We start from the raw sequence: 18834 nt of genomic DNA, 5'->3' as shown, positions 1-18834 counted from the left end.
CTCTAACCTGAGTCTGCACATTTAAATCCGCAAGCCTGAAACTCATCGGGAGAGACCATGAAATTCAATCTGTTAACTGCAATACTGCTCACGGCAATAACCGGGGCCACCTCAGTCAATGCGGCTGATTACAAAAAAAATCCATTCACCCTGGCCTATGACGGCGCCATTACTGAGAACGTCAAAGGCAAGGTCAACATTCATCCGGTGAAGTACGATCTGCATGGCATACAGATAGCTGCGAATGTCTATACCCCTGCTAACTACGATCCCGCCAAAAAATACCCTGCCGTGGTGGTTGCACATCCGAATGGCGGCGTAAAAGAGCAGGTCGCAGGTTTGTATGCCCAGCGTCTCGCCGAGCAGGGCTACATCACGATTACTGCCGACGCGGCTTATCAGGGCGCGAGCGGTGGGATGCCTCGCAGCGTGGATAAACCCGCTAATCGCATCGAGGATATCCACGGCATGGCTGACTACATCAGCCAGTATCCGGGAGTGGATACTTCCCGCCTCGGTCTGCTGGGTATTTGCGGAGGTGGCGGTTATTCACTTGTTGCGGCCGAAACGGATCAACGGTTTAAATCGATCGCAACCATCAGCATGTTTAATTCAGGCCTGGTGCGCCGCAACGGTTTTCAGGACTCACAGCTGGATACTATTCAGCAGCGTCTTCAGCAGGCTTCTGACGCACGTGCTCAGGAAGCTTCCGGAGGCGAAGTCCTGTACTCCGGTGATGCCAATCTGACTGATGAACAGATCGCTAAGTTGCCTTTTGCCTTATATCGACAGGGCTATGAGTACTACTGGAAAACTCACGCGCACCCGAACTCTACGTTTAAATACACGACAAGTAGCCTGTTAGATTTGATGAGTTTTGACGTTACGGACCATATCAATCTCATCAATAAACCGCTGCTGATGATTGCTGGTACAAAAGCCGACACGCTCTATATGACGGAAGATGCGTTTGCGAAAGCCACCGGTACAAAAGACAAAGAACTCTTCCTGATCGATGGCGCTACCCATATCGAGACGTATTGGGTTCCTGAGTACGTCGACAAGGCTTTGCAAAAGCTGGACGTCTTCTTCGATAAGAGTATTTAACCCCTATCAGACGATACCTTTGGCCAGCCACTCAGGCTGGTCATATCAGGACATAAAGAGTGTGTCCGCATGTGACCAAGACTAACGAAGTCGGGAGGAAAGATAATTACGCACATTAAATAGCCGCTATGAATGAAATTCATAAAACGGCAGGGACATCTGAGGATTATTTTTTGCCTGTAAGGTCTTACTTCGTGGTCCAGGCCAACTTTAGGTTTAGCATTACGGCATTGAGTGCCTCCTTATCCAGCATGGCTTCGGCATGCAGCTTCTTGAGGCGGGCGTTCTCCTCTTCAAGCGACTTGTTCGTCGGAAAAAACTTTAAAATAATACTTAAGGCGTTAAGTGCTAATACCCGACGCCTTTCAGGTTACTTGCAGGACGGTCACAGCGGGAAAATGCAAACACGGTTGTGCTATTAGTCAGATACACACCTTTTAACTTGCTAAGAAAAGCTATAATCTGATGTCGTCAACGCAAACAATAAGCTCAATGAGAGAATATACAGGAACAGAACTGGAATAATCGCACTTTCAGGAATACAAAGGAGCACCAGGATGATATATCTGAATTTTGACAGAGCTTATCTCTGATAAGCCAAATTAATAGTCACGCTCAGATGTTCAAACTTGCGTTTTGTGGTTTATGTAATATATAAGGGAAAATATATGAAATTCAACAATGTAAGACTGTTAGTCAAAGATTACCGCAAATGTTTCAATTTCTACACCCAGAAGCTTGGTTTGGAAGCTGTCTGGGATATTGAAGATTGCTATGCCAGCTTCAAAGTCGCCGAAGGTATAGAAGGTCTTGCTATCTTTACTTCTGATCTGATGGCCCCAATTATTGGAAATGCTGACAGAGAAAAATCGATAATATATCGCGAAAAATCAATGGTTTGTTTCGAGGTTGATAATGTAGATGAAAGCTTTGAGGCCTATTCGTTAAAAGGGATTAAATTCATTAACGAGCCAATAGATATGCCAGAATGGGGTGTGAGAGTGGTTCATCTGTACGATCCGGAGGAAAACTTGATTGAGTTATTTACGCCGCTTGGAGGCTAACAGGGGTGTCATTACTTGAGGCATAACACCCGACTGTTGATACACGGTTATCCGGACCAACACTAAACTCGTTGGGGACTGCAGACGTTTTGGCTATCGCCATATATGACACCTCTGTATAGCTGAGGTCAGCATGCCTGCAACTGCTCCGTCATGCGCCCCCTAACTTCTCGTTCGTGCTTCCTATTTCAAGCAGATTCCCCTCTGGATCGGAAATATAAAAATTTCGGATGCCAAAAGAAAGCGTCATTGGTCTACCTGCAGAAAATTGCAATTTCGACTTTAACTCTTTACTTGCAAATAATGGTTATTATCACCTGGTAATATAACTGAGCTAATTCACTTATTACTTAACCACCTTTAGTTAAATTCGCAAAATCCCTTTTATTTCTACTGTAGTGGTTTATTGAATTTGGCCACCTGAGCAGAGGTGATATGCTCATCTCAGAACAATACAGGTGTCCCAATGAAAAAAAGAAATTTCAGCGCAGAGTTTAAACGCGAATCCGCTCAACTGGTCCTTGGCCAGAACTACACCGTTGCAGCTGCGGGATGAACGACAGTGTAAAATGCCAAAAGCCTCCCCTATAACCCCGGAACAGGTACGTATAACAATGGTAACGCCCTGTTTGCGTGGATGCGCTTCGGCTTTTAGAGACAGCGAGGCATTATCACCTTTTCTCATGCGGTTTCCGGAATACGTCATCCAGTAAAACGAACGGATGCTCCCCTGCTTTTTCTGTGTTAATTCGGTATATTCATATTCAGAATCGTTAAACGCACCTCTAACCGCTGGTACCTAAATATGGATATTGACCATTTTAAGACGTTCAACCAGGTTGTTATCAGCGGCAGTTTTACTAAGGCCGCACAGGCACTCTTTTTATCTCAGCCCGCCATCAGCATGCAGATCCAGGCACTGGAAAGCTATCTGAAGGTGTCATTATTCGATCGTTCCCGTCGGCAAATTAGTTTAACCAAAGAAGGCGAAGTCCTGTTTGAATACACACAGCGTATTTTTCATCTTTTTGATGAAGTACAGAGCGTGTTTCAGGACATCAGTACACTACAGGTAGGCCGTCTGACCATCGGGGCGACGGGCGTGATGGGCACTTACTATCTCACGCGTTTTATTCAGCGTTTCCACGAACGCTTTCCGGGAATTGAACTGGAAATTCTGACTGGTAACTCGCACCACATTGCGGAACTGGTCGCCAGCGGCGAGGTTGAGATCGGTTTTGCCGGACGTTCCGTAATTCGCTCTCCGTTACAACAGGTATTTCTGCATCGGGAAAACTACAAAGTAGTGGTGGGCAAGCACTCCCCCCTGGCGACATGTGCCGGGCAGGATATGAGTCCGGATGAATTACTACAATCACCTTTCATTATGCGTGAGAAAGGAACACGGATAAGAGCCAAAATAAATTCGTGGTTTAAACGTCACTCAGCGAACACCGCTCCGCAAAACCGTGTGACGCTCTCTAATCTGGAGGCGACTAAACGGCTTATCGGCAGCGGTTATGGCGTAACCGTGATTCCTCATCTGGCGATATCCGATGAGTTGAACAGCGGTGAGCTGGTTGAACTTCATGTCAAAGGTTTTAATCTCGCGGTAGATTACTACCTTGTTTACCAGGGGGAGCACTCACTGTCCCGCGCCGCCCTCGGCTTTATTTCACTGCTTTATGATGACACTCCAGATAATGAGTGGGGGAGTTTTCCTGAGCTGCTGGAAAATATATTCCATAATCATCGCTAAGTGGCATTGTTCATTATCCTTGATACAACAAGGACTCATACGCTTATGTCTGAAAAAACAGCCTATAAGCCGAACACATTCCTTACGCCCCTATCAAATTTAACTCTCTAAAATTAATGAGAAAATAATAAATGTGATCGGCATCAACCTATAAACTGAGCTTATAGGTCTGATACTGATTTACAATTTTTAATCCTGTCAGAAGCCTGCCTAATATGGAGTCAATTAAGAGAGATAGTGAATAACTATCGACAGATGTTCCGACAATGAGAGGCTTAAGATGGCTAAAGAAATTGAAAGGAAATTCCTGGTGTGCTCAGAGCAGTGGCGCGCACTTGCAGAGGGAACCGTTTATCGTCAGGGATATCTCAGCAGTATAAAAGAGAGAACCGTTCGTATCCGGACGATAAACGATAAGGCGTTCCTGACCATCAAGGGAGTTACCGTTTCTGCAACGCGAACTGAATATGAATACGAAATTCCGTATGCCGATTGCTGTGCCATGCTGGATGAGCTGGCAGAGCGCCCCATTATCGAAAAGAAACGCTACAAAATCCCGGTGGGTGATGTGGTGTGGGAAATCGACGAATTCATGGGGGTTAACGCCGGACTGATCGTCGCAGAAGTGGAATTGAAAAGTGAAGATCAGCAGTTCGATAAACCCGAGTGGATTGGTGAAGAGGTGAGCGGCGATCCGCGCTACTTCAACTCCAATCTGGTCGCCCATCCTTTTACCGAATGGGATAAATAGCGGCATTCACCATTCTTAATGGAACAGGAGAATCACAATGGCTACGCATATGGATAAGAATACCGCCACGTCGTCGAGCGACGCTGAAAAAATCATTCCTCGCGCGGAGTTCCGCGTATTCGGCCACGGCATTATCGAACGGGTAAAAGAAAAAATGTGGGATGCCAAAGCCACATTATTTAAGGCTCGTAAGATGCCGGAAGAGACCTACTTTCTGTCGCTACATACCGATACGGTTAACGTTAAAGTCCGCGACGGTCTGCTGGATATCAAAACGAAAACCGGCGAAACCCCGGAAGGCTATGAGATCTTCCAGCCGCGCGGCAAGTTTCAATTCCCGGTGCAGCGTGAGGAGTTAGCCACCATTTTGCAGCATCTCCAGGTCAACATGGCGCTGGATAAAGAGTGCTATACCCTGGAAGAATTTACCAATATGGCGCGGGCCAGTAGCGATTTAGTACCGGTTAAAGTAGAGAAAATGCGCTACGGTTTTTCCGTTAACGGCATCATCAGCGAATACGCGCAGGTATGGTTTAACGGTGCGATGGTCGAAACCGCCTGTTGCGAAAGTGAAGATTATGCCGGAATTAAGGCAGCGGTTGCGGCGCTGGGGCTCGACGAACTGCCTAACACGAATTATCTGAAAGCCGCCAGACAGGTTGTTGGCATGTGAAATTCACGCCTCCATGGGTAGCTTGCTGCCCCGGAGGCGCATAAGGAGACATGGCCATGTCAGACAAAGGCGCTAAGAAAGTTTTCGATCCGCTGGATATGAGCAATTACTCTCTGGAGAAATTCAAGGAGATTAAAGCCGGTATCTGGATGGAGCGGATCAAATTCATCGGTATGCCGCTGGCTATCCTGCTGTTCCTGTTCTTTCATTTGCAGTGGGTCGGGCCTATCGAAATGTTCGATACCCAAACCAAAGTTCCTCCGGCCAACTGTTACAGCGCAACGGGAATTTTTCTTGCCTCGCTGGTGCTGTGGTTGACGGAGGCGATTCCGAACTATCTCACCTCGCTTATCGTGGTCGTCACGGTGATCCTGACCGGCACAATGAAGATGCGTCCTGCGTTTGCCATGCTGGGTGAGCCAGTAATGATCCTGAACATTGCCAGCTTCATCATGGCCAGCGCCCTGGTGGTGACAGGGTTGGCGAAGCGTATGTCGCTCTGGCTGTTGGTACGTATGGGGAATAATATCTCGCTGTTGTTCTGGTGCTTTATATTACTCAACCTGATTCTCGGGGCGTTCATCAGTGCGACCTCTGCGAAAACGGCGCTGCTGTTACCGCTGTTTATGGTTATCGCCGCCATCTACGGTGCGACCGGCGGGGAAAAACGCAATAACGTCGGGCGCAACATGGTGCTGCTGAACCTGCTGGCGAATAACGTGTCGGCCAGCGCCTTTATTACCGGTTCCGCAGCTAACCTGCTGGCGGTCGCGATGATGGAGCAGGCGGGATTCAAAGTCTATTACGGCGACTGGTTCATTGCCCTGTGTCCACTGGCGCTGATTCAGTGTGCCATTGCCTGGTACACCGGAACTCGCTGGATTTTCCCCATTAAGAAAGAAGATGCTAAGCCGAAAATTGAAGGCGGCATGGATCGCCTGAAAGGGGAACTGGCGCAGCTCGGTAAGATTAGCGCGGGTGAAGTTCGCGCGGCGCTGACCTTTATTATCGTCTTGTTGCTGTGGGCGACCGACCGGGTGCACGGTATGCGTGCCGAAGTTATCGCCGTGGCGGGTGCCTGCGTTGTTCTGATGCCTTCGGTGTGCAAACTTCCGGCTCTGGGCGTGATGAAGTGGAACGACGCGGACATTCCATGGCATATGCTGATGTTCAGCTTTGGTGCTTACGTCCTTGGCGGAATGGTCGATCAGACGGATATCGTCGGCCTCTATATTCACAGCCTGTTTGATAAATGGCAGATCGACCCTTCAGGTGGCGGCAAACTGTTGGTCTTTGCCGTACTGAGCGGCGTGTTCGCCATCACCACGCTGGTGAGCGAAAGTAAAACGGCACGTACCATCATTATGTTCCCGATCATTATCAGTATCGCTAAAAAGTTCGGCTGGGACGTGGTGGGATTCTGTCTGCCGATGGCATTCCTGATTAACCAGGTTTACGTGCTCTACTTTAACTCTAAACCCGCAAACATCAGTTACCTGCTCGATCACTACTCGACCGGCGAGTCTTTCAAATATGGTATTATCCAGATGGCTATTATTTGGGTGTTACTGATTTTATGGACTCAATATGTCATGCCGCTGATGGGGTTCAATAGCGCCCTCTGGTAGCATTGATGTGAAGGCGGTAATTCAAATTACCGCCTGATTTGCAGGAGGCAAAGATGCCAGGCGATACGATAAAAGCATCAGGAAAACGCTGTATCGAAATTAAGCAGCGGATTTTTTTCCCGCAGAAAGTCGGAACCAAACCTCTACGAAGCGAAAACTACCATATTGAAACCTGGCTATTCTTTCCTTCCAGTTTGCAGATCAATCGTTGGACATTTCCGCCGCAGGCCTTTCAGCAAAACCTGAAGAACTATATTCGCCTGCGTCCTCCCACCCTGTCGCTGCGTAAATTGTCCGTCAGCGTGCCGAAGACGCTGGGGACAATTGAACGGTTAATTACCGAACAGAGCAAAGATACCTCTGCGCAGGGTTTTGAATACCGACTCAAAATGTTTTGCCTGACCTTCAAACGGGCGCTTCACGTAGAGGTACGTTATATCGGCAAGTTGAGCGAAGACAAACAGGAGCAGGCGCTGCTGAGCTTCGCCGCCACCGCAGAGGATATTCTCAATAACTATCGTCGGATGCGGATAAAAATGTCAAAGGTGGCTGAGGTCAATGCGTTACGCATCATTGACTATGGTGACGAATTCCTCTCACTGATGCTGACGCACTATGGGCGTAAATTGCTCAATGATCTTTCGCCTTCACCGGGATACGATACTCTGCGTATTTTCTGGCGCGAGCAGATGCTGTATCGCAAAGCCAATCATCCGGGGACTTTCCCGTCACCTAATTCGGATAACGAACTGGTGATTTATCACGTTAATACCCTGAAAAAATATATCAGCAGTCCAATGTATCTGGATATCCGGCGTAAAAAAGGCGAGACCTTTCTGGCGCATACCATTGCCGGAATCGCCGCGGCAATTGCGATGATTTTCGCGACGGCGGTGGCGTTTATTTGGCAGGGGAAATATGGAGCGCTGAGCTTTCAACTATTTCTCGCAATGGTGATTGGCTATATCTTTAAAGACAGAATGAAAGAGGGATTTCGGGCGCGATTGTTTTCGACATTTCGCCGTTGGCTACCTGACCGACAGCAGATAATTTATAAGAACCTGCGCTCTCCGGTCGGTAAGTGCAACGAATCTTTCGTCTTTGTGGGGGAGCGTCAGCTACCCGATGACGTCAGGACGATGCGCCGTAAGGTGCACATTCTGGATATTCAAAACTATTATCTGAGCGAAGACATTTTGCACTACTCCAAACACGTTCATCTGCGCGGCGGGGACCAGATGTTTTCCGCCGTGAATCGTTCTGTGATGGATATTACGCGCCTGGATATCACCCCTTTTTTGAAATACACCGATGAGTTGCTGAATGAATTACCGACTCTGGATGATGAGCAGGTGCTGTACGGGGAAAAGGTCTATCACATCAACCTTATTCATCGGGTGACGGATGGCAAAGAGAGTTTTCTGGAGCGGGCACGCATCATTATTAACAGCGCGGGTATCAAGCGCATTGAACCAGTTTTTACTGCCGGGGAATCAGAAAGCGAAGAGGGCTGACGACAGAGATAAAATGCCTGATGGCGCCGCGCTATCAGGCCTGCGGGTTCCACATCTGTAGGCCTGATAAGGTGTTTACGCCGACATCCGGCAATAAAAGCTGAGCAACCGTTCAGCCTGTTTTACGCACAGGGCGATAGTGGGTGGATTCGTCAAGAAAACGGCGGATGTGGATTTCTTTTTCCAGCCGCTGTTGAAGCTGACGTTCGAGCGCTTCAGGAGAGTGCAGATCGGCCAGCCGCTCGTTGATTCTGCTCACGGCTTCGCTGCGCAGCTGTATATGTTCCTGGATATTCTTCTGTGCCCGTGCTGTCCGGGTATCGCCGAAGAGCATAAAGGTCATTAATTCACGCTGCTGCTCAGAGTTAAGGGCGTTCAGATATTTGGTGCACAATGTTTGGTAGGTGATGATGCGACGATCGAGTTCGTCAACCCAGGCGGTCAGCTCGTCACGCTGCGCGGGTGAAAGCTCAGCCATTTCCTGCTGACCGAAAAGTGTTGTTCTCAGCGCCTGAAGCCCGGCGAGATACTGCTGCTCCAGAGGAATCACACGCTGAGCAAAGCATTCATCCAGGGAGGTTTTCGTTTCCTGCGCGATATTCTGATAAACAGGTTGACTCATTTTTTCCTCCCGCACGCGTGGTGCTATCAGATAAGACCAGAATTGCAGCCAGGATGAGTGCGATCCCGCATCTTAATTTAAGCTAACATAATAAATTATAAACAAAAAATCTATTCTGCTTATCTGAATGATAACCTGCTCTTATAGTTCACCTTAGTTTCTTTGCGTCAAAAATAGATTGACCGCCAGGCCTTGCAGGCTGCTACACACACCGTTTTCCACGTTGCCGCTGTGTCTGGTCCTTCTTTTTCGATTAGTTTTCCACGTCCGACGATAAAGCATTTGCTTGTTCATAATCGATTCTGTCGATCGTGCCGATCGGTTTTATTCATTATTCCTGTCCGCTATTGGCGTTTACCCCGATGTTTCTCTGGCTGAAGCCAGAAGTCAGCGTCAGGAGGCTAAAAGGACATTCGCGGCTGGCAACGATCCTTCTCTTGCACGAAAAAGAGTGTGTTTTCGAACCTGCATGTTGGAGAACCCGGCAGTGGAGCACTCTACTCGCGGGACAGCAACAGACGACATAGCTGCAATCGATATGTCGCCCGTTAACACTCAAGGATGTTGACATTAAGCGGTGGGATTACGGGGTAAAAGAAGGGGCGCGCCAGCCCAGTTCCTGCGATATTTTTTTAGCGCACTCTTTGACGTGAGGGACGAGTTCTTGCATGCGCGCGTCCGGCATATAGATGACCGTGCTGGCGACGGAGATGGCCGCGACCACATGGTTTCCGGCATCGTAAACCGGAGCCGCCACGCAGCGAATCGTCGGCTCATTTTCTTCAAGATCGAACGCGAAGCCTGCGTCGGCGTAGCCGCGCATTCGGCCGAGGAAGTCCGGGAGATGACATAATTCGCCATGGGCTAAAAAAAGCTGACGCCATTCGGATTCATCCGCGTCGAGTAACAGCGCTTTGCCAATGCCGGTCAGCACCAGCGGCATGCGATGCCCAATACGCGAGCGCATTTCCAGTCCCTGTTGGCCAGGAATTTTATCGATATACAGGACTTCCGCGCCTTCCCGTTGCCCCAGATGAACCGTGTCGCGGGTAAAATCCGCCAGCTGTTGCAGGAAGGGGCGCGCCAGAGGATAAAGCGGCGTATTTTCCAGTGAACGGGTGCCGAGCTCAATTAAGCGTGGGCCGAGCGCATAGCCATCGTGGTGAGTGAAGCGAAGAAAACGCTGTTGTACCAGCGCGCTGAGCAGCCGATGGGTCGTGCTTTTACTGGTTCCGGTAAACTCGCCGACGCTGCGTAAATCCCGACATCCTGACGCGACGGCATCAATAACAGCAAGACCGCGCAGTAGGGTTTGTACTCCCGTAATTTCGGTAGGTTGAGCATCCATAATTCACCCTGATACAGTGGTCATATTCATGTTTAAGATCAGTACGATAACAATAACCGATTCTGTGCGATAAAAATGTAACCGCGCCGTGATTTCGCCACAGCGGGCAGAAATTCCGTGTAACAGTGACGGATTTTCTGCCCGTTTCTGCTCATTCAGGAGAGCAACTGATTTTTACGTGCGCGTCTTGCGGCTATGGCCTTGCGTACCATTGGGCCAAACAGAGTCAGCATCGCCAATAGCAGGAGCGTGGCGGTGATGGGACGGGTATAAATGAAATCAAAACTCCCGTTGGACAGCGACATCGCGCGACGGAAGTTACTTTCCGCCATCGGCCCCATGATGAGTGCCAGCACGACAGGAGATGCAGGGAAACCGCCTTTTTGCATGAAATAGCCGATCACGCCCGCGACCAGCATAATGCCGACGTCAAACATGCTGTTGTTCAGAGCATAGGTGCCGACGATACACAGTGCAAGGATCAGCGGAGTCAGGACGCTCTTGGGAATGTTGATCATTTTGGCGATGAAACGAACGGAAACCAGGCCAAGAATAAGCAGCATCAGATAGCAAAACAGCATTCCGACAAACAGCATATAGACCGTATCGCTGTGTTCGGTAAATAGTCGAGGCCCGGGCTGCATTCCCTGTAGCGTCAGCGCGCCCAGCATTACCGCCGTCGTGGCGTCACCAGGAATTCCCAGCGTCAGCATAGGTAACAGCGCGCCGCCCGTGCAGCCATTAGCGCCTGCTTCACAGGCCGAAACCGCTTTGAGTTCACCCTTGCCAAACTGATCTTCCGGCCTGGCAAAGCGCTTCGCTTCATTGTAAGAAACGAAAGCGGCAATATCCGCCCCCGCGCCGGGAATCATGCCAATAAACACCCCCAGACCGGAGGAGCGCAGCAGTGTGACAATAAGACGTTTGAACGTAGACCACGGCGGAATGATTCGACCAATAGCGTACTGCACCGTCTTGCTCACTACCTCGTCTTTTTCCAGCGACTTAAGCACTTCTGCAGTGGCGAACAGGCCAATCATCACCGGGATAAAAGGCACATTCATCAGCTCGACAAAACCGCCGGTGAAACGCGGAAATCCGCCCATCGGATCGAGGCCAATGGTCGCGACCAGCAAACCACCAACGCCAGCGATCAGCCCCTTAATCAGCGATTCACCGGAAATACTGGCAATAATACTTAAGCCGAAAACGGCCAGCGCAAACGTCTCTGCGGCGCTGAATTTTAGCGCCACCTCGGCCAGAATCGGCGAGAGGAACATCAGCACGATTATGCTGAGGGTGCCGCCGAAAAAAGAGGAGAAAGTCGCCGTGCCCAGCGCCACACCGGCCTGACCTTTTTTCGTCAGTTCATAGCCGTCAATCGCCGTTGCCGCGGCGGCTGGCGTGCCGGGGATCCGGAGCAGAATGGCAATAATCGAACCACCATAAACGCCACCAAAAAAGACGCCGGAGATAATCAGTAAGCCAGAAATCGGATCCATGCCGTAGGTAAAAGGCAGCATTACGGCAACGCTCATGGTGACAGTCAGGCCCGGTAACGCGCCCACCAGGATGCCAAGCCAGACGCCAATCATTGAAAATAAAATGGCTTCCGGGTGGGCCAGCAAGCTATTTACGCCGCCGAGTATAAGATCAAATTGGGACATAATTACTCCAGAGTCAGCGATTCCAGGAGGCTGCTTTCCGGCAGCGGAACGTTAAGCGCCAGCGAAAAGAGGATATACAGCGTAATGGAGAGCACGATGGCCAGCAGCCCATTAACCCACCAGCGTTGGATACCGGAGATTTTCATAATCAGCATCATAAAAAGTACCGTTGCGACCAGGTAGCCAAAAAGCTGCATGGCGTAGAGGTATGCCACGCAGGTGACGACGGTACAAAACGGCCCCGTCCAGCGTCCAAACCCCTGAGTGGGGCGAGTGGGTAGAACCATCAGCTGGCGTAGCGTGGTACCAGAGAACTGACCAGCAATTAAGATCAACGAGAGAATAATCAGCAACCAGCTATAAACCGAAGGAAATGCGCCCGCACCGATATCCGTAGAAATGGACGTTGCAGGAAAGCTTTTGGCAATCGTCAGCACCACTACGGCGATCAGACAGAGCAGCAGAGCGACCAAAATGTAGCATTGTCGTTCTGCCGTAGACGCTGGTGGCGGCGTTGTCGGAGTTAACGGATTTTCAACCATAAACGACTCCCATTAGGACTATCCGGCCAGAAGGGGCTGGCCGGACGTCACCGTTATTTTTGACCGAGGCCCAGTTTTTCGATGGTGACGGAGAAATCGCGCTGCTGCTCTTCAAGCAATGCCTGGAATTCAGCACGATCGAGCCAGACATAGTTGAGGCGCATTTTGGCTAACGCTTCCTTGAAAGAGGGTTCATCGGCAGTGGCGGCGATAGCGGTGGTCAGAAAATCGATCACGTTTTGCGGGGTTTTGCTGGAGATAACCAGCCCACGCCATGCGCCGATCGACAGATCGATGTTTTTTTCCTGAAGCGTGGGGACGTCAGGCATGTTGGCGTCACGTTGAGTGCTCATTACGGCCAGTGTTTTCAGCTTGCCATCCTCAACCTGGTTGAGGACTTCCGCAGTGCTCACCGTAACGGCTTCAATGTGCCCGCCTAAAAGCGCGGTGACGGCTGGCGTCGCGCCATCGAAAGGAACGTGGTTGAAGGTCACGCCGGTTTTATCTTCCAGCGACGCGGCTGCCAGATGCCAGATTGCGCCCGTTCCTGAGTTGCCTACCCTGACCTGGCCCGGATTCTCTTTCGCCCAGGCGAGGAACTCTTCCAGCGTATTCCATGGTGCGTCGATTTTAACGGTCACGGCGCTGGGTTCCATATTGAACAGACCCAGTGGAGTAAAGTCCTCCGTTTTGAACTTCACCATTCCCAGAGAGGGCAGGATAGTCAGTTCGGCGGTGCCCATCGCCAGCTTGTAGCCGTTAGGGCGCGATGCAGCAAGCTCGCTAAAACCAATTGCGCCGCCTCCGCCAGGCTTATTAATGACGCCAACGCCGACCGGAAAGTGCGGTTTAGAGGCTTCAGCAAATGCGCGCGCCACCAGATCGGTGCCGCCGCCAGCGGCGAAGGGGACGATCAGCTCTATCTGGCGCGTAGGATAATCCGCCGCCTGAGTCGGGCTTGCCAGCAGTAATGAACTGGCGGCTAACAGCGAGGTTAATAATCCAGAGGTAAATTTTTGAATTTTCATAGTCAACTCCGTTTGGTTCTTTTTATGTATTAAGGGGCGAGGACGTTCTCCAGGCGGTCACGAAGTCAGCGGCGCGACTGGCCACTTGCTCTGCTGTCATACCTGGTTGGTAAAGCGCGCCGCCAAGGCCGAATCCACTGGCTCCGGCAGCGCGATAGTCGGATATTGCCTGCGGCGTGATTCCACCAACGGGCAGCAGCGGGATCGCCGCGGGGATCACGGCGCGCCACGCTTTCACCACGACGGGAGGGATCGCCTCAGCGGGAAACTGTTTCACCGCATCCGCTCCCTTCGCCAGCGCGCTGAAAGCCTCGCCTGGCGTCGCCGCCCCGGGGAGGCTTATCAATCCCGCGCGCTTTGTCTCTTCAATTAATACCGGATCGGTATGGGGAGAGATAATCAGCTGGCCGCCACTTTGCGCCACGTCATGCAGTTGAGTCACGGTCATCACCGTTCCAGCGCCCACCCAACAGTCCGAAGGTAAAATACGACACAGGCGTGAAATACTCAGCAAGGGTTCAGGCGAATTAAGCGGGACTTCGATGATGCGGAATCCCTGTTCATACAGGGCGGCTCCGACGGCTTCAACCTGTTCGGGCGGTATACCGCGCAGAATGGCAATCAGACCGGTTTGACATAGCGTGGTGATAAAATCCATAGTCAGTTCCTGGTGTTGGTCGAGAAAAAGGTCAACGGGAAATCAGGCCACAAGACTGGCGTAACGCGCTACCTGCCACATTCCCTGTTCCGCCGCTCCGGGAGCGATATACACCGGATTGCGGCATTCAAAAATCGCCATGGCGCGCTGGTAGCGCTGACACAACGGCTGCGAACCAATTAAGGTGATGTCGGTATCGGCGGAGATCCCATCCAGCGCGATGGCAAGCTCATTGCCCAGCAGGAGACCCGAGAGATAGTCCGGCTGTTGTTGCGGCGATAGCTGCTGACAAAGGAGCCGGGTGCGCACCGAAAAGAGAGAGCCGAGCAAATTGCCTGGCTGCTGGCGGGCGACGCGGATGCCTTCAGCAAAAGCCTGCCAGTCAGGAGTTTCAGGGGGCTGCATCGTCAGCCCCAGTATCGAATGGTGGCGCAGCACATCGTAAAGTTCCCCCGACATAAACGTACGCAGGCGGTCAATTTTCTCCTGCGTGACGCTCACCCATTTTGAATGCGTACCGGGCAGGGCAATCAGCGATTCTCTGCCGCTGGCCTGAACATCACGCAGGCGTTCATCACCCGCGATTGCGCCGAACACCTGGGTTTCTTCTCCACGCATCACTTCCGGCAAAAGGTTCGTTTGCTGAACGCCTGGAATGATATAGAAGCAGCGCTGGTCATCGACATCGACGCGGGTTAACTGCTCCGCCAACTGACGAGCATCGCAGGGCGCAGGCAAATAGGGCGCGGGCTGCCAGCCCTGGGCGCTGCCAATCATGCCGCTGGCAATAACCGGACAGGCGGGATCGGCTGCCAGCCAGTCTGCGCAGGCCAGGTCGAAGGCCAGACGGAAGCTCATCAGCCGATTGGGCGCGTCGGGTAATTTCATGATGCCGTGGGGAAGTTCCCGCCGTGCAGTCACGGTACCGTTTGCGGCTAAGCGGTAGGCGCGTAGCGCGCTGGTTCCCCAATCCAGGGCGATCAATGCAGTCATATCAGGATCCTTTTGCATGCGTAGAGACGAAGGGATAAATCAGAGAGGTTCGATGTGCCACCCAGCCCAGCTCTGCGGAAATGTCCTCAGCGTAACGTTTTACGATGCCGCTGAGCTCCTGCATGCGTTCATCCGGCATGTAGGGGGCGATGCTGGCGACGGAAATAGCGGCGACAACATGATTTCCGGCATCCCGAATCGGTGCCGCCACGCAGCGGATGGCGAGTTCGTTTTCTTCCAGATCCAGGGTGTAACCGCGCTCAGCGTAATGGTGCATGCTGCGAATAAAGGAACCGGCGTCCGCGCCGGGATTATGCAGTCGATAAAAGTGCTGCCATTCCGCCATCGTCGCGCCGAGCATCAGCGCTTTGCCAATGCCAGTCGAAAACAGCGGCATACGGTGCCCAACGCGCGAGCGCATCTCCAGCCCGCGGGTACCGGGAATTTTATCGATATACAACACGTCGCCTTGCTCGCGAATGCCGAGATGGACGGTGTCCTGAGTGAGCTGAGCCAGCGCTTCGAGCAGCGGGCGGGCAGCGATGCGTAGCGGATAACCAGCAAGCGATGCGCCGCCCAGCTCAATCAGCCTTGGCCCGAGAAAATAGCCCCGGCTGGAAATTTGTCGCAAATATCGTTGAGCGACCAGGGCGCTGATCAGACGATGTGTTGTACTGCGCGGTGCGGAAATGTGCTGACTGATTGCGCGTAAATCATGATGTCCTGCGGCAACCGCTTCGATGGCAGCCAGTCCGCGCAGTAACGTTTGTACACCGTTCACAGTCGAAGGAGAGGAGGTCATGATAATTTCCGCCAGGTCGCTTATTTGATGGCGGTATATTTCCATAGTCAATTAACTGGAAATATGAATTCGCTCACACAATACCACATTATAAACTCGTGTTTCATATATAGGGATTATTAGGGTGAATAAAGCGATATTAATCACAATTGAGGTTCAGGGTGAAATATATATTTTGGACTGTCGGTGATGCGTATTGAGTAGCTTCTCGTTCAGGCGAATGGCTGATTATTAATGGGCATCGCGCGCCGCATTAACTTCATCGTGAATTCACACCATAAGGGAAAAATTATGTCAGGATTTAATTTCGTTAATCCGGTTAATTTCTATTTTGGCCAGGGGAAACTGGCACAGGCGGGAACAATTACCGCGCAATACGGCAAAAAGGCGCTGATTATTGCTTCAGATAGTGCGAAGCCCACGGGGCAGTTGGCGGCGTTGGTTGAGGCATTGACGCAGGCGGGCGTGACGTCCGTCTGTTTTGACCGTTTCATGCAGAACCCGCTTTCAACCCTTGTCGATGAAGGGGCTGCGTTCGCCCGTGAACAGCAATGTGATGTGATTGTCGGCATCGGCGGGGGAAGCGCGATGGATATGGCAAAAGGCATTGCCTTTATGGCCTGTAATAGCGGAGGAATTTGGGACTATGTATTTGGACAAACTCCGGCTGATTCGGCGCTACCGGTAGTGTTAATTCCGACTACCGCAGGCACGGGCAGTGAAGCGAATAAAACGGCGGTATTTACGAATCCACAAACCAATGACAAAAAAGGGCTGGTGAACCCGCTGATTTATCCGAAGGCGGCAATTATTGATCCTTTATTAATGCTGACGTTACCCCGGCGCGTTATTGCCGGTCCGGGAGCAGATGTCCTGTTTCATTCGTTGGAGTCATTTATTTCGAAAAATGCCCATCCGATGAGTGAAATGCTTTCATTACAGGCGCTTGAGCTGATTGGCAAATATTTACCGCAGGTTTATGACGATGCCGCCAATATTGAGGCGTGGGAAAAAGTCTCTTTTGCCAGTTCGCTAGCGGGTATGGCGATTGATTGTGCCGGGACGACATTGCCCCATGCGTTGCAGCACCCGATGGGCGGGTTGCTTGATGTCGTACATGCTGAAGGCATTGCCGCCATTTACATGGCCTTTATGGAATTCACCTGGCAAAGCGCGCCGCAAAAATTCGCCGCTATCGCCAAAGCGCTTGGCGTGAATACCCTCAATATGACCGAAGAAGAAGCGGCGAGAAGCAGTATTGATGCGGTGCGTTCGCTGCTGGGCTACGTCAATATGCTGCCGTCGCTCAGCTCTCTGGGCGTTAAAGAGGAACATTTCGACTGGTTTATTGGCAATGCCACTACCACGATGCGCGTCGTGCTTGCGAATAATCCCCGCGTGCCTGATGCCGATGAGATTCGCGCCATTTATCAGCAAAGCCTCTAAACCCACGCCACCGCCTCAGGAGCAAGCTTATGATTATTATCATCGACAGCGGTTCAACCCAGACCAGGTTCTATTTGTTACGCGATGAGGAGATCGTTGCTGAACATCTCCTCGCTGTTGGCGTTAACTCCGGGAAGGCCCGTTCTCAGGGGGATTTCAGAGACGCCATTGCCGCAGGGATAAGTGAACTGCTGCACGCTAACCAATTGACGACTGGTGATGTGCGTTTTGCGATTGCCTCGGGAATGATCACCTCTAACCTCGGGCTGCTGGAGATACCGCATATCACCGCTCCGGTGAGCCTTGAGCAGCTTGTCTCCCGGGTGGTGAAGGTAAAAGATCCCGCAATACTGCCTCTGGATTTGGAGATCCGTTTTGTCCCTGGTATCAAAAATGCGCAGGCGGATCGTAGCTGGTCCAGCCTGCGGGATATCGACCTGATGCGGGGGGAAGAGACTCAGGCCGTGGGGTTGATGACGTCGCTTTACAGGAACCTGCCGCTGACGATGATCGAACTGGGTTCAACAACCAAGCTTATCCACATTGACGCGCAGGGAAGAATCGCCGGCAGTATTACCAGTCTGAGCGGGCAGGTTTATGCGGCGGTGAAAAAAGAGACGTTTATTGGCGCCAGTATGCTGGAAGAAGAGGATGACGATTTTTTCTCGGCGGACATCCTGCAATATGCCTGTGATAGCGTGCATCATGCGGGCCTTCTGCGCACGCTGCTGTTTACGCGTTTTATCGAGTTCTCGTTGCCGTGCACCGCAGTCGAAAGAACATTTTTTTGTCAGGCGGCGCTGGCGGCGGATGACATGAAACTTTTTGATGAGGCCGAGCGTTTAGGCTTTTCTCTGCAAGGCGACATTGTGCTGACAGGCAAGCGGCAGCGCTGCGAAATGTATCGTTCTTTATGGCGCAGCCGATATGGACTTGAGAACCCGGTCCATTTTATCTGTGATAAAGACGAGATCGCCCAACTGGCGATCAAAGGGGCAGGGTATATTGCCCGTCAGATGACGTAACGCACCAGATAACAAAGCCTCGCAGGCTACGCGGGGCTTTGTGGTTTTTCACTGTTTCGCATACAGCACATAAGGACCGGATGTGTAAGAGATAACAATGATTTTATTGGGCAATTTCCTCAAGCCTGTAGGCACATCCAGGTCATCCTCAGGCCGCAGGCCATGCAGGCGCTTCGCGAGTATGTCGCGGCCTTCTGGAGGATGGTC

At 51.4% G+C, this 18834-nt stretch carries 17 protein-coding genes and 2 pseudogenes; 11 read left to right on the top strand and 8 right to left on the bottom strand.

The window, feature by feature from the left end:
* Nucleotides 1-57: 57 nt before the first annotated feature.
* The 8 genes and pseudogenes from WC7_RS12700 (at nucleotide 58) to WC7_RS12735 (ending at nucleotide 8496) form a co-directional block, all read left to right on the top strand.
* Nucleotides 58-1107 carry an alpha/beta hydrolase gene (locus WC7_RS12700; RefSeq protein ID WP_016153322.1) on the top strand — a complete coding sequence of 350 codons (1050 nt, stop codon included), beginning with the start codon at nucleotides 58-60 and terminating at the stop codon, nucleotides 1105-1107.
* Nucleotides 1108-1775: 668 nt separating this feature from the next.
* The gene (locus tag WC7_RS12705) at nucleotides 1776-2171 is read left to right on the top strand and encodes a VOC family protein (protein ID WP_016153321.1); all 396 of its coding nucleotides are present in this window, start codon (nucleotides 1776-1778) and stop codon (nucleotides 2169-2171) included.
* 466 nt (nucleotides 2172-2637) lie between these two features.
* Nucleotides 2638-2782, top strand: a pseudogene (locus WC7_RS26705) (IS3 family transposase); the annotation flags it as partial.
* Between the two features lie 194 nt (nucleotides 2783-2976).
* Nucleotides 2977-3930, top strand: a complete 954-nt coding sequence (locus WC7_RS12715; protein WP_016153318.1) for a LysR family transcriptional regulator — start codon at nucleotides 2977-2979, stop codon at nucleotides 3928-3930.
* A gap of 280 nt (nucleotides 3931-4210) precedes the next feature.
* Entirely contained in the window at nucleotides 4211-4681 is a 471-nt protein-coding gene (locus WC7_RS12720; protein WP_016153317.1) for a CYTH domain-containing protein, read from the top strand.
* Nucleotides 4682-4718: 37 nt separating this feature from the next.
* On the top strand, nucleotides 4719-5354 hold the full coding sequence (locus WC7_RS12725) for a hypothetical protein (RefSeq protein WP_016153316.1): 636 nt from the start codon (nucleotides 4719-4721) through the stop codon (nucleotides 5352-5354).
* 56 nt (nucleotides 5355-5410) lie between these two features.
* Nucleotides 5411-6982 (top strand): SLC13 family permease, encoded by a 1572-nt coding sequence (locus WC7_RS12730; protein ID WP_016153315.1) that lies wholly within the window; start codon nucleotides 5411-5413, stop codon nucleotides 6980-6982.
* A 53-nt stretch (nucleotides 6983-7035) separates the two neighbouring features.
* A complete protein-coding gene (locus WC7_RS12735) occupies nucleotides 7036-8496 on the top strand; it encodes a hypothetical protein (protein ID WP_016153314.1) in 1461 nt (486 codons plus the stop codon).
* Between the two features lie 112 nt (nucleotides 8497-8608).
* Here the strand turns inward: WC7_RS12735 and WC7_RS12740 are convergent, their stop codons facing one another.
* A complete protein-coding gene (locus WC7_RS12740; protein ID WP_016153313.1) occupies nucleotides 8609-9118 on the bottom strand; it encodes a hypothetical protein in 510 nt (169 codons plus the stop codon).
* A gap of 337 nt (nucleotides 9119-9455) precedes the next feature.
* Between WC7_RS12740 and WC7_RS27130 the strand changes: the two are divergent.
* Nucleotides 9456-9566, top strand: a pseudogene (locus WC7_RS27130) (Arm DNA-binding domain-containing protein); the annotation flags it as partial.
* A 135-nt stretch (nucleotides 9567-9701) separates the two neighbouring features.
* Here WC7_RS27130 and WC7_RS12745 read toward each other — a convergent pair.
* The 7 genes from WC7_RS12745 to WC7_RS12775 all read right to left on the bottom strand — a co-directional run bounded on the left by WC7_RS12745 (nucleotide 9702) and on the right by WC7_RS12775 (nucleotide 16156).
* Nucleotides 9702-10466, bottom strand: a complete 765-nt coding sequence (locus WC7_RS12745) for an IclR family transcriptional regulator (RefSeq protein WP_016153312.1) — start codon at nucleotides 10464-10466, stop codon at nucleotides 9702-9704.
* A gap of 155 nt (nucleotides 10467-10621) precedes the next feature.
* Entirely contained in the window at nucleotides 10622-12133 is a 1512-nt protein-coding gene (locus WC7_RS12750) for a tripartite tricarboxylate transporter permease (protein WP_016153311.1), read from the bottom strand.
* Between the two features lie 2 nt (nucleotides 12134-12135).
* Nucleotides 12136-12675: a tripartite tricarboxylate transporter TctB family protein gene (locus tag WC7_RS12755; RefSeq protein ID WP_016153310.1), complete on the bottom strand. Its 540-nt coding sequence runs from the start codon at nucleotides 12673-12675 to the stop codon at nucleotides 12136-12138.
* Between the two features lie 53 nt (nucleotides 12676-12728).
* A complete protein-coding gene (locus WC7_RS12760) occupies nucleotides 12729-13703 on the bottom strand; it encodes a Bug family tripartite tricarboxylate transporter substrate binding protein (RefSeq protein WP_016153309.1) in 975 nt (324 codons plus the stop codon).
* 22 nt (nucleotides 13704-13725) lie between these two features.
* On the bottom strand, nucleotides 13726-14361 hold the full coding sequence (locus tag WC7_RS12765; protein WP_016153308.1) for a 2-dehydro-3-deoxy-6-phosphogalactonate aldolase: 636 nt from the start codon (nucleotides 14359-14361) through the stop codon (nucleotides 13726-13728).
* A 42-nt stretch (nucleotides 14362-14403) separates the two neighbouring features.
* On the bottom strand, nucleotides 14404-15354 hold the full coding sequence (locus tag WC7_RS12770) for a 2-dehydro-3-deoxygalactonokinase (RefSeq protein WP_016153307.1): 951 nt from the start codon (nucleotides 15352-15354) through the stop codon (nucleotides 14404-14406).
* Between the two features lies 1 nt (nucleotide 15355).
* Nucleotides 15356-16156, bottom strand: coding sequence for an IclR family transcriptional regulator (locus WC7_RS12775; protein ID WP_016153306.1), 801 nt, complete (start codon nucleotides 16154-16156; stop codon nucleotides 15356-15358).
* 291 nt (nucleotides 16157-16447) lie between these two features.
* Here WC7_RS12775 and WC7_RS12780 point away from each other — a divergent pair, with 291 nt between their 5' ends.
* Both WC7_RS12780 and WC7_RS12785 read left to right on the top strand, forming a co-directional pair.
* Nucleotides 16448-17602: an iron-containing alcohol dehydrogenase gene (locus tag WC7_RS12780; protein ID WP_016153305.1), complete on the top strand. Its 1155-nt coding sequence runs from the start codon at nucleotides 16448-16450 to the stop codon at nucleotides 17600-17602.
* 29 nt (nucleotides 17603-17631) lie between these two features.
* Nucleotides 17632-18627, top strand: a complete 996-nt coding sequence (locus tag WC7_RS12785; protein ID WP_016153304.1) for a 2-dehydro-3-deoxygalactonokinase — start codon at nucleotides 17632-17634, stop codon at nucleotides 18625-18627.
* Nucleotides 18628-18834 lie beyond the last annotated feature (207 nt).

The sequence above is a fragment of the Citrobacter sp. KTE151 genome (assembly GCF_000398845.1).
GTDB lineage: Bacteria > Pseudomonadota > Gammaproteobacteria > Enterobacterales > Enterobacteriaceae > Citrobacter > Citrobacter braakii.
This window is presented reverse-complemented; position numbering and strand designations above follow the sequence as displayed.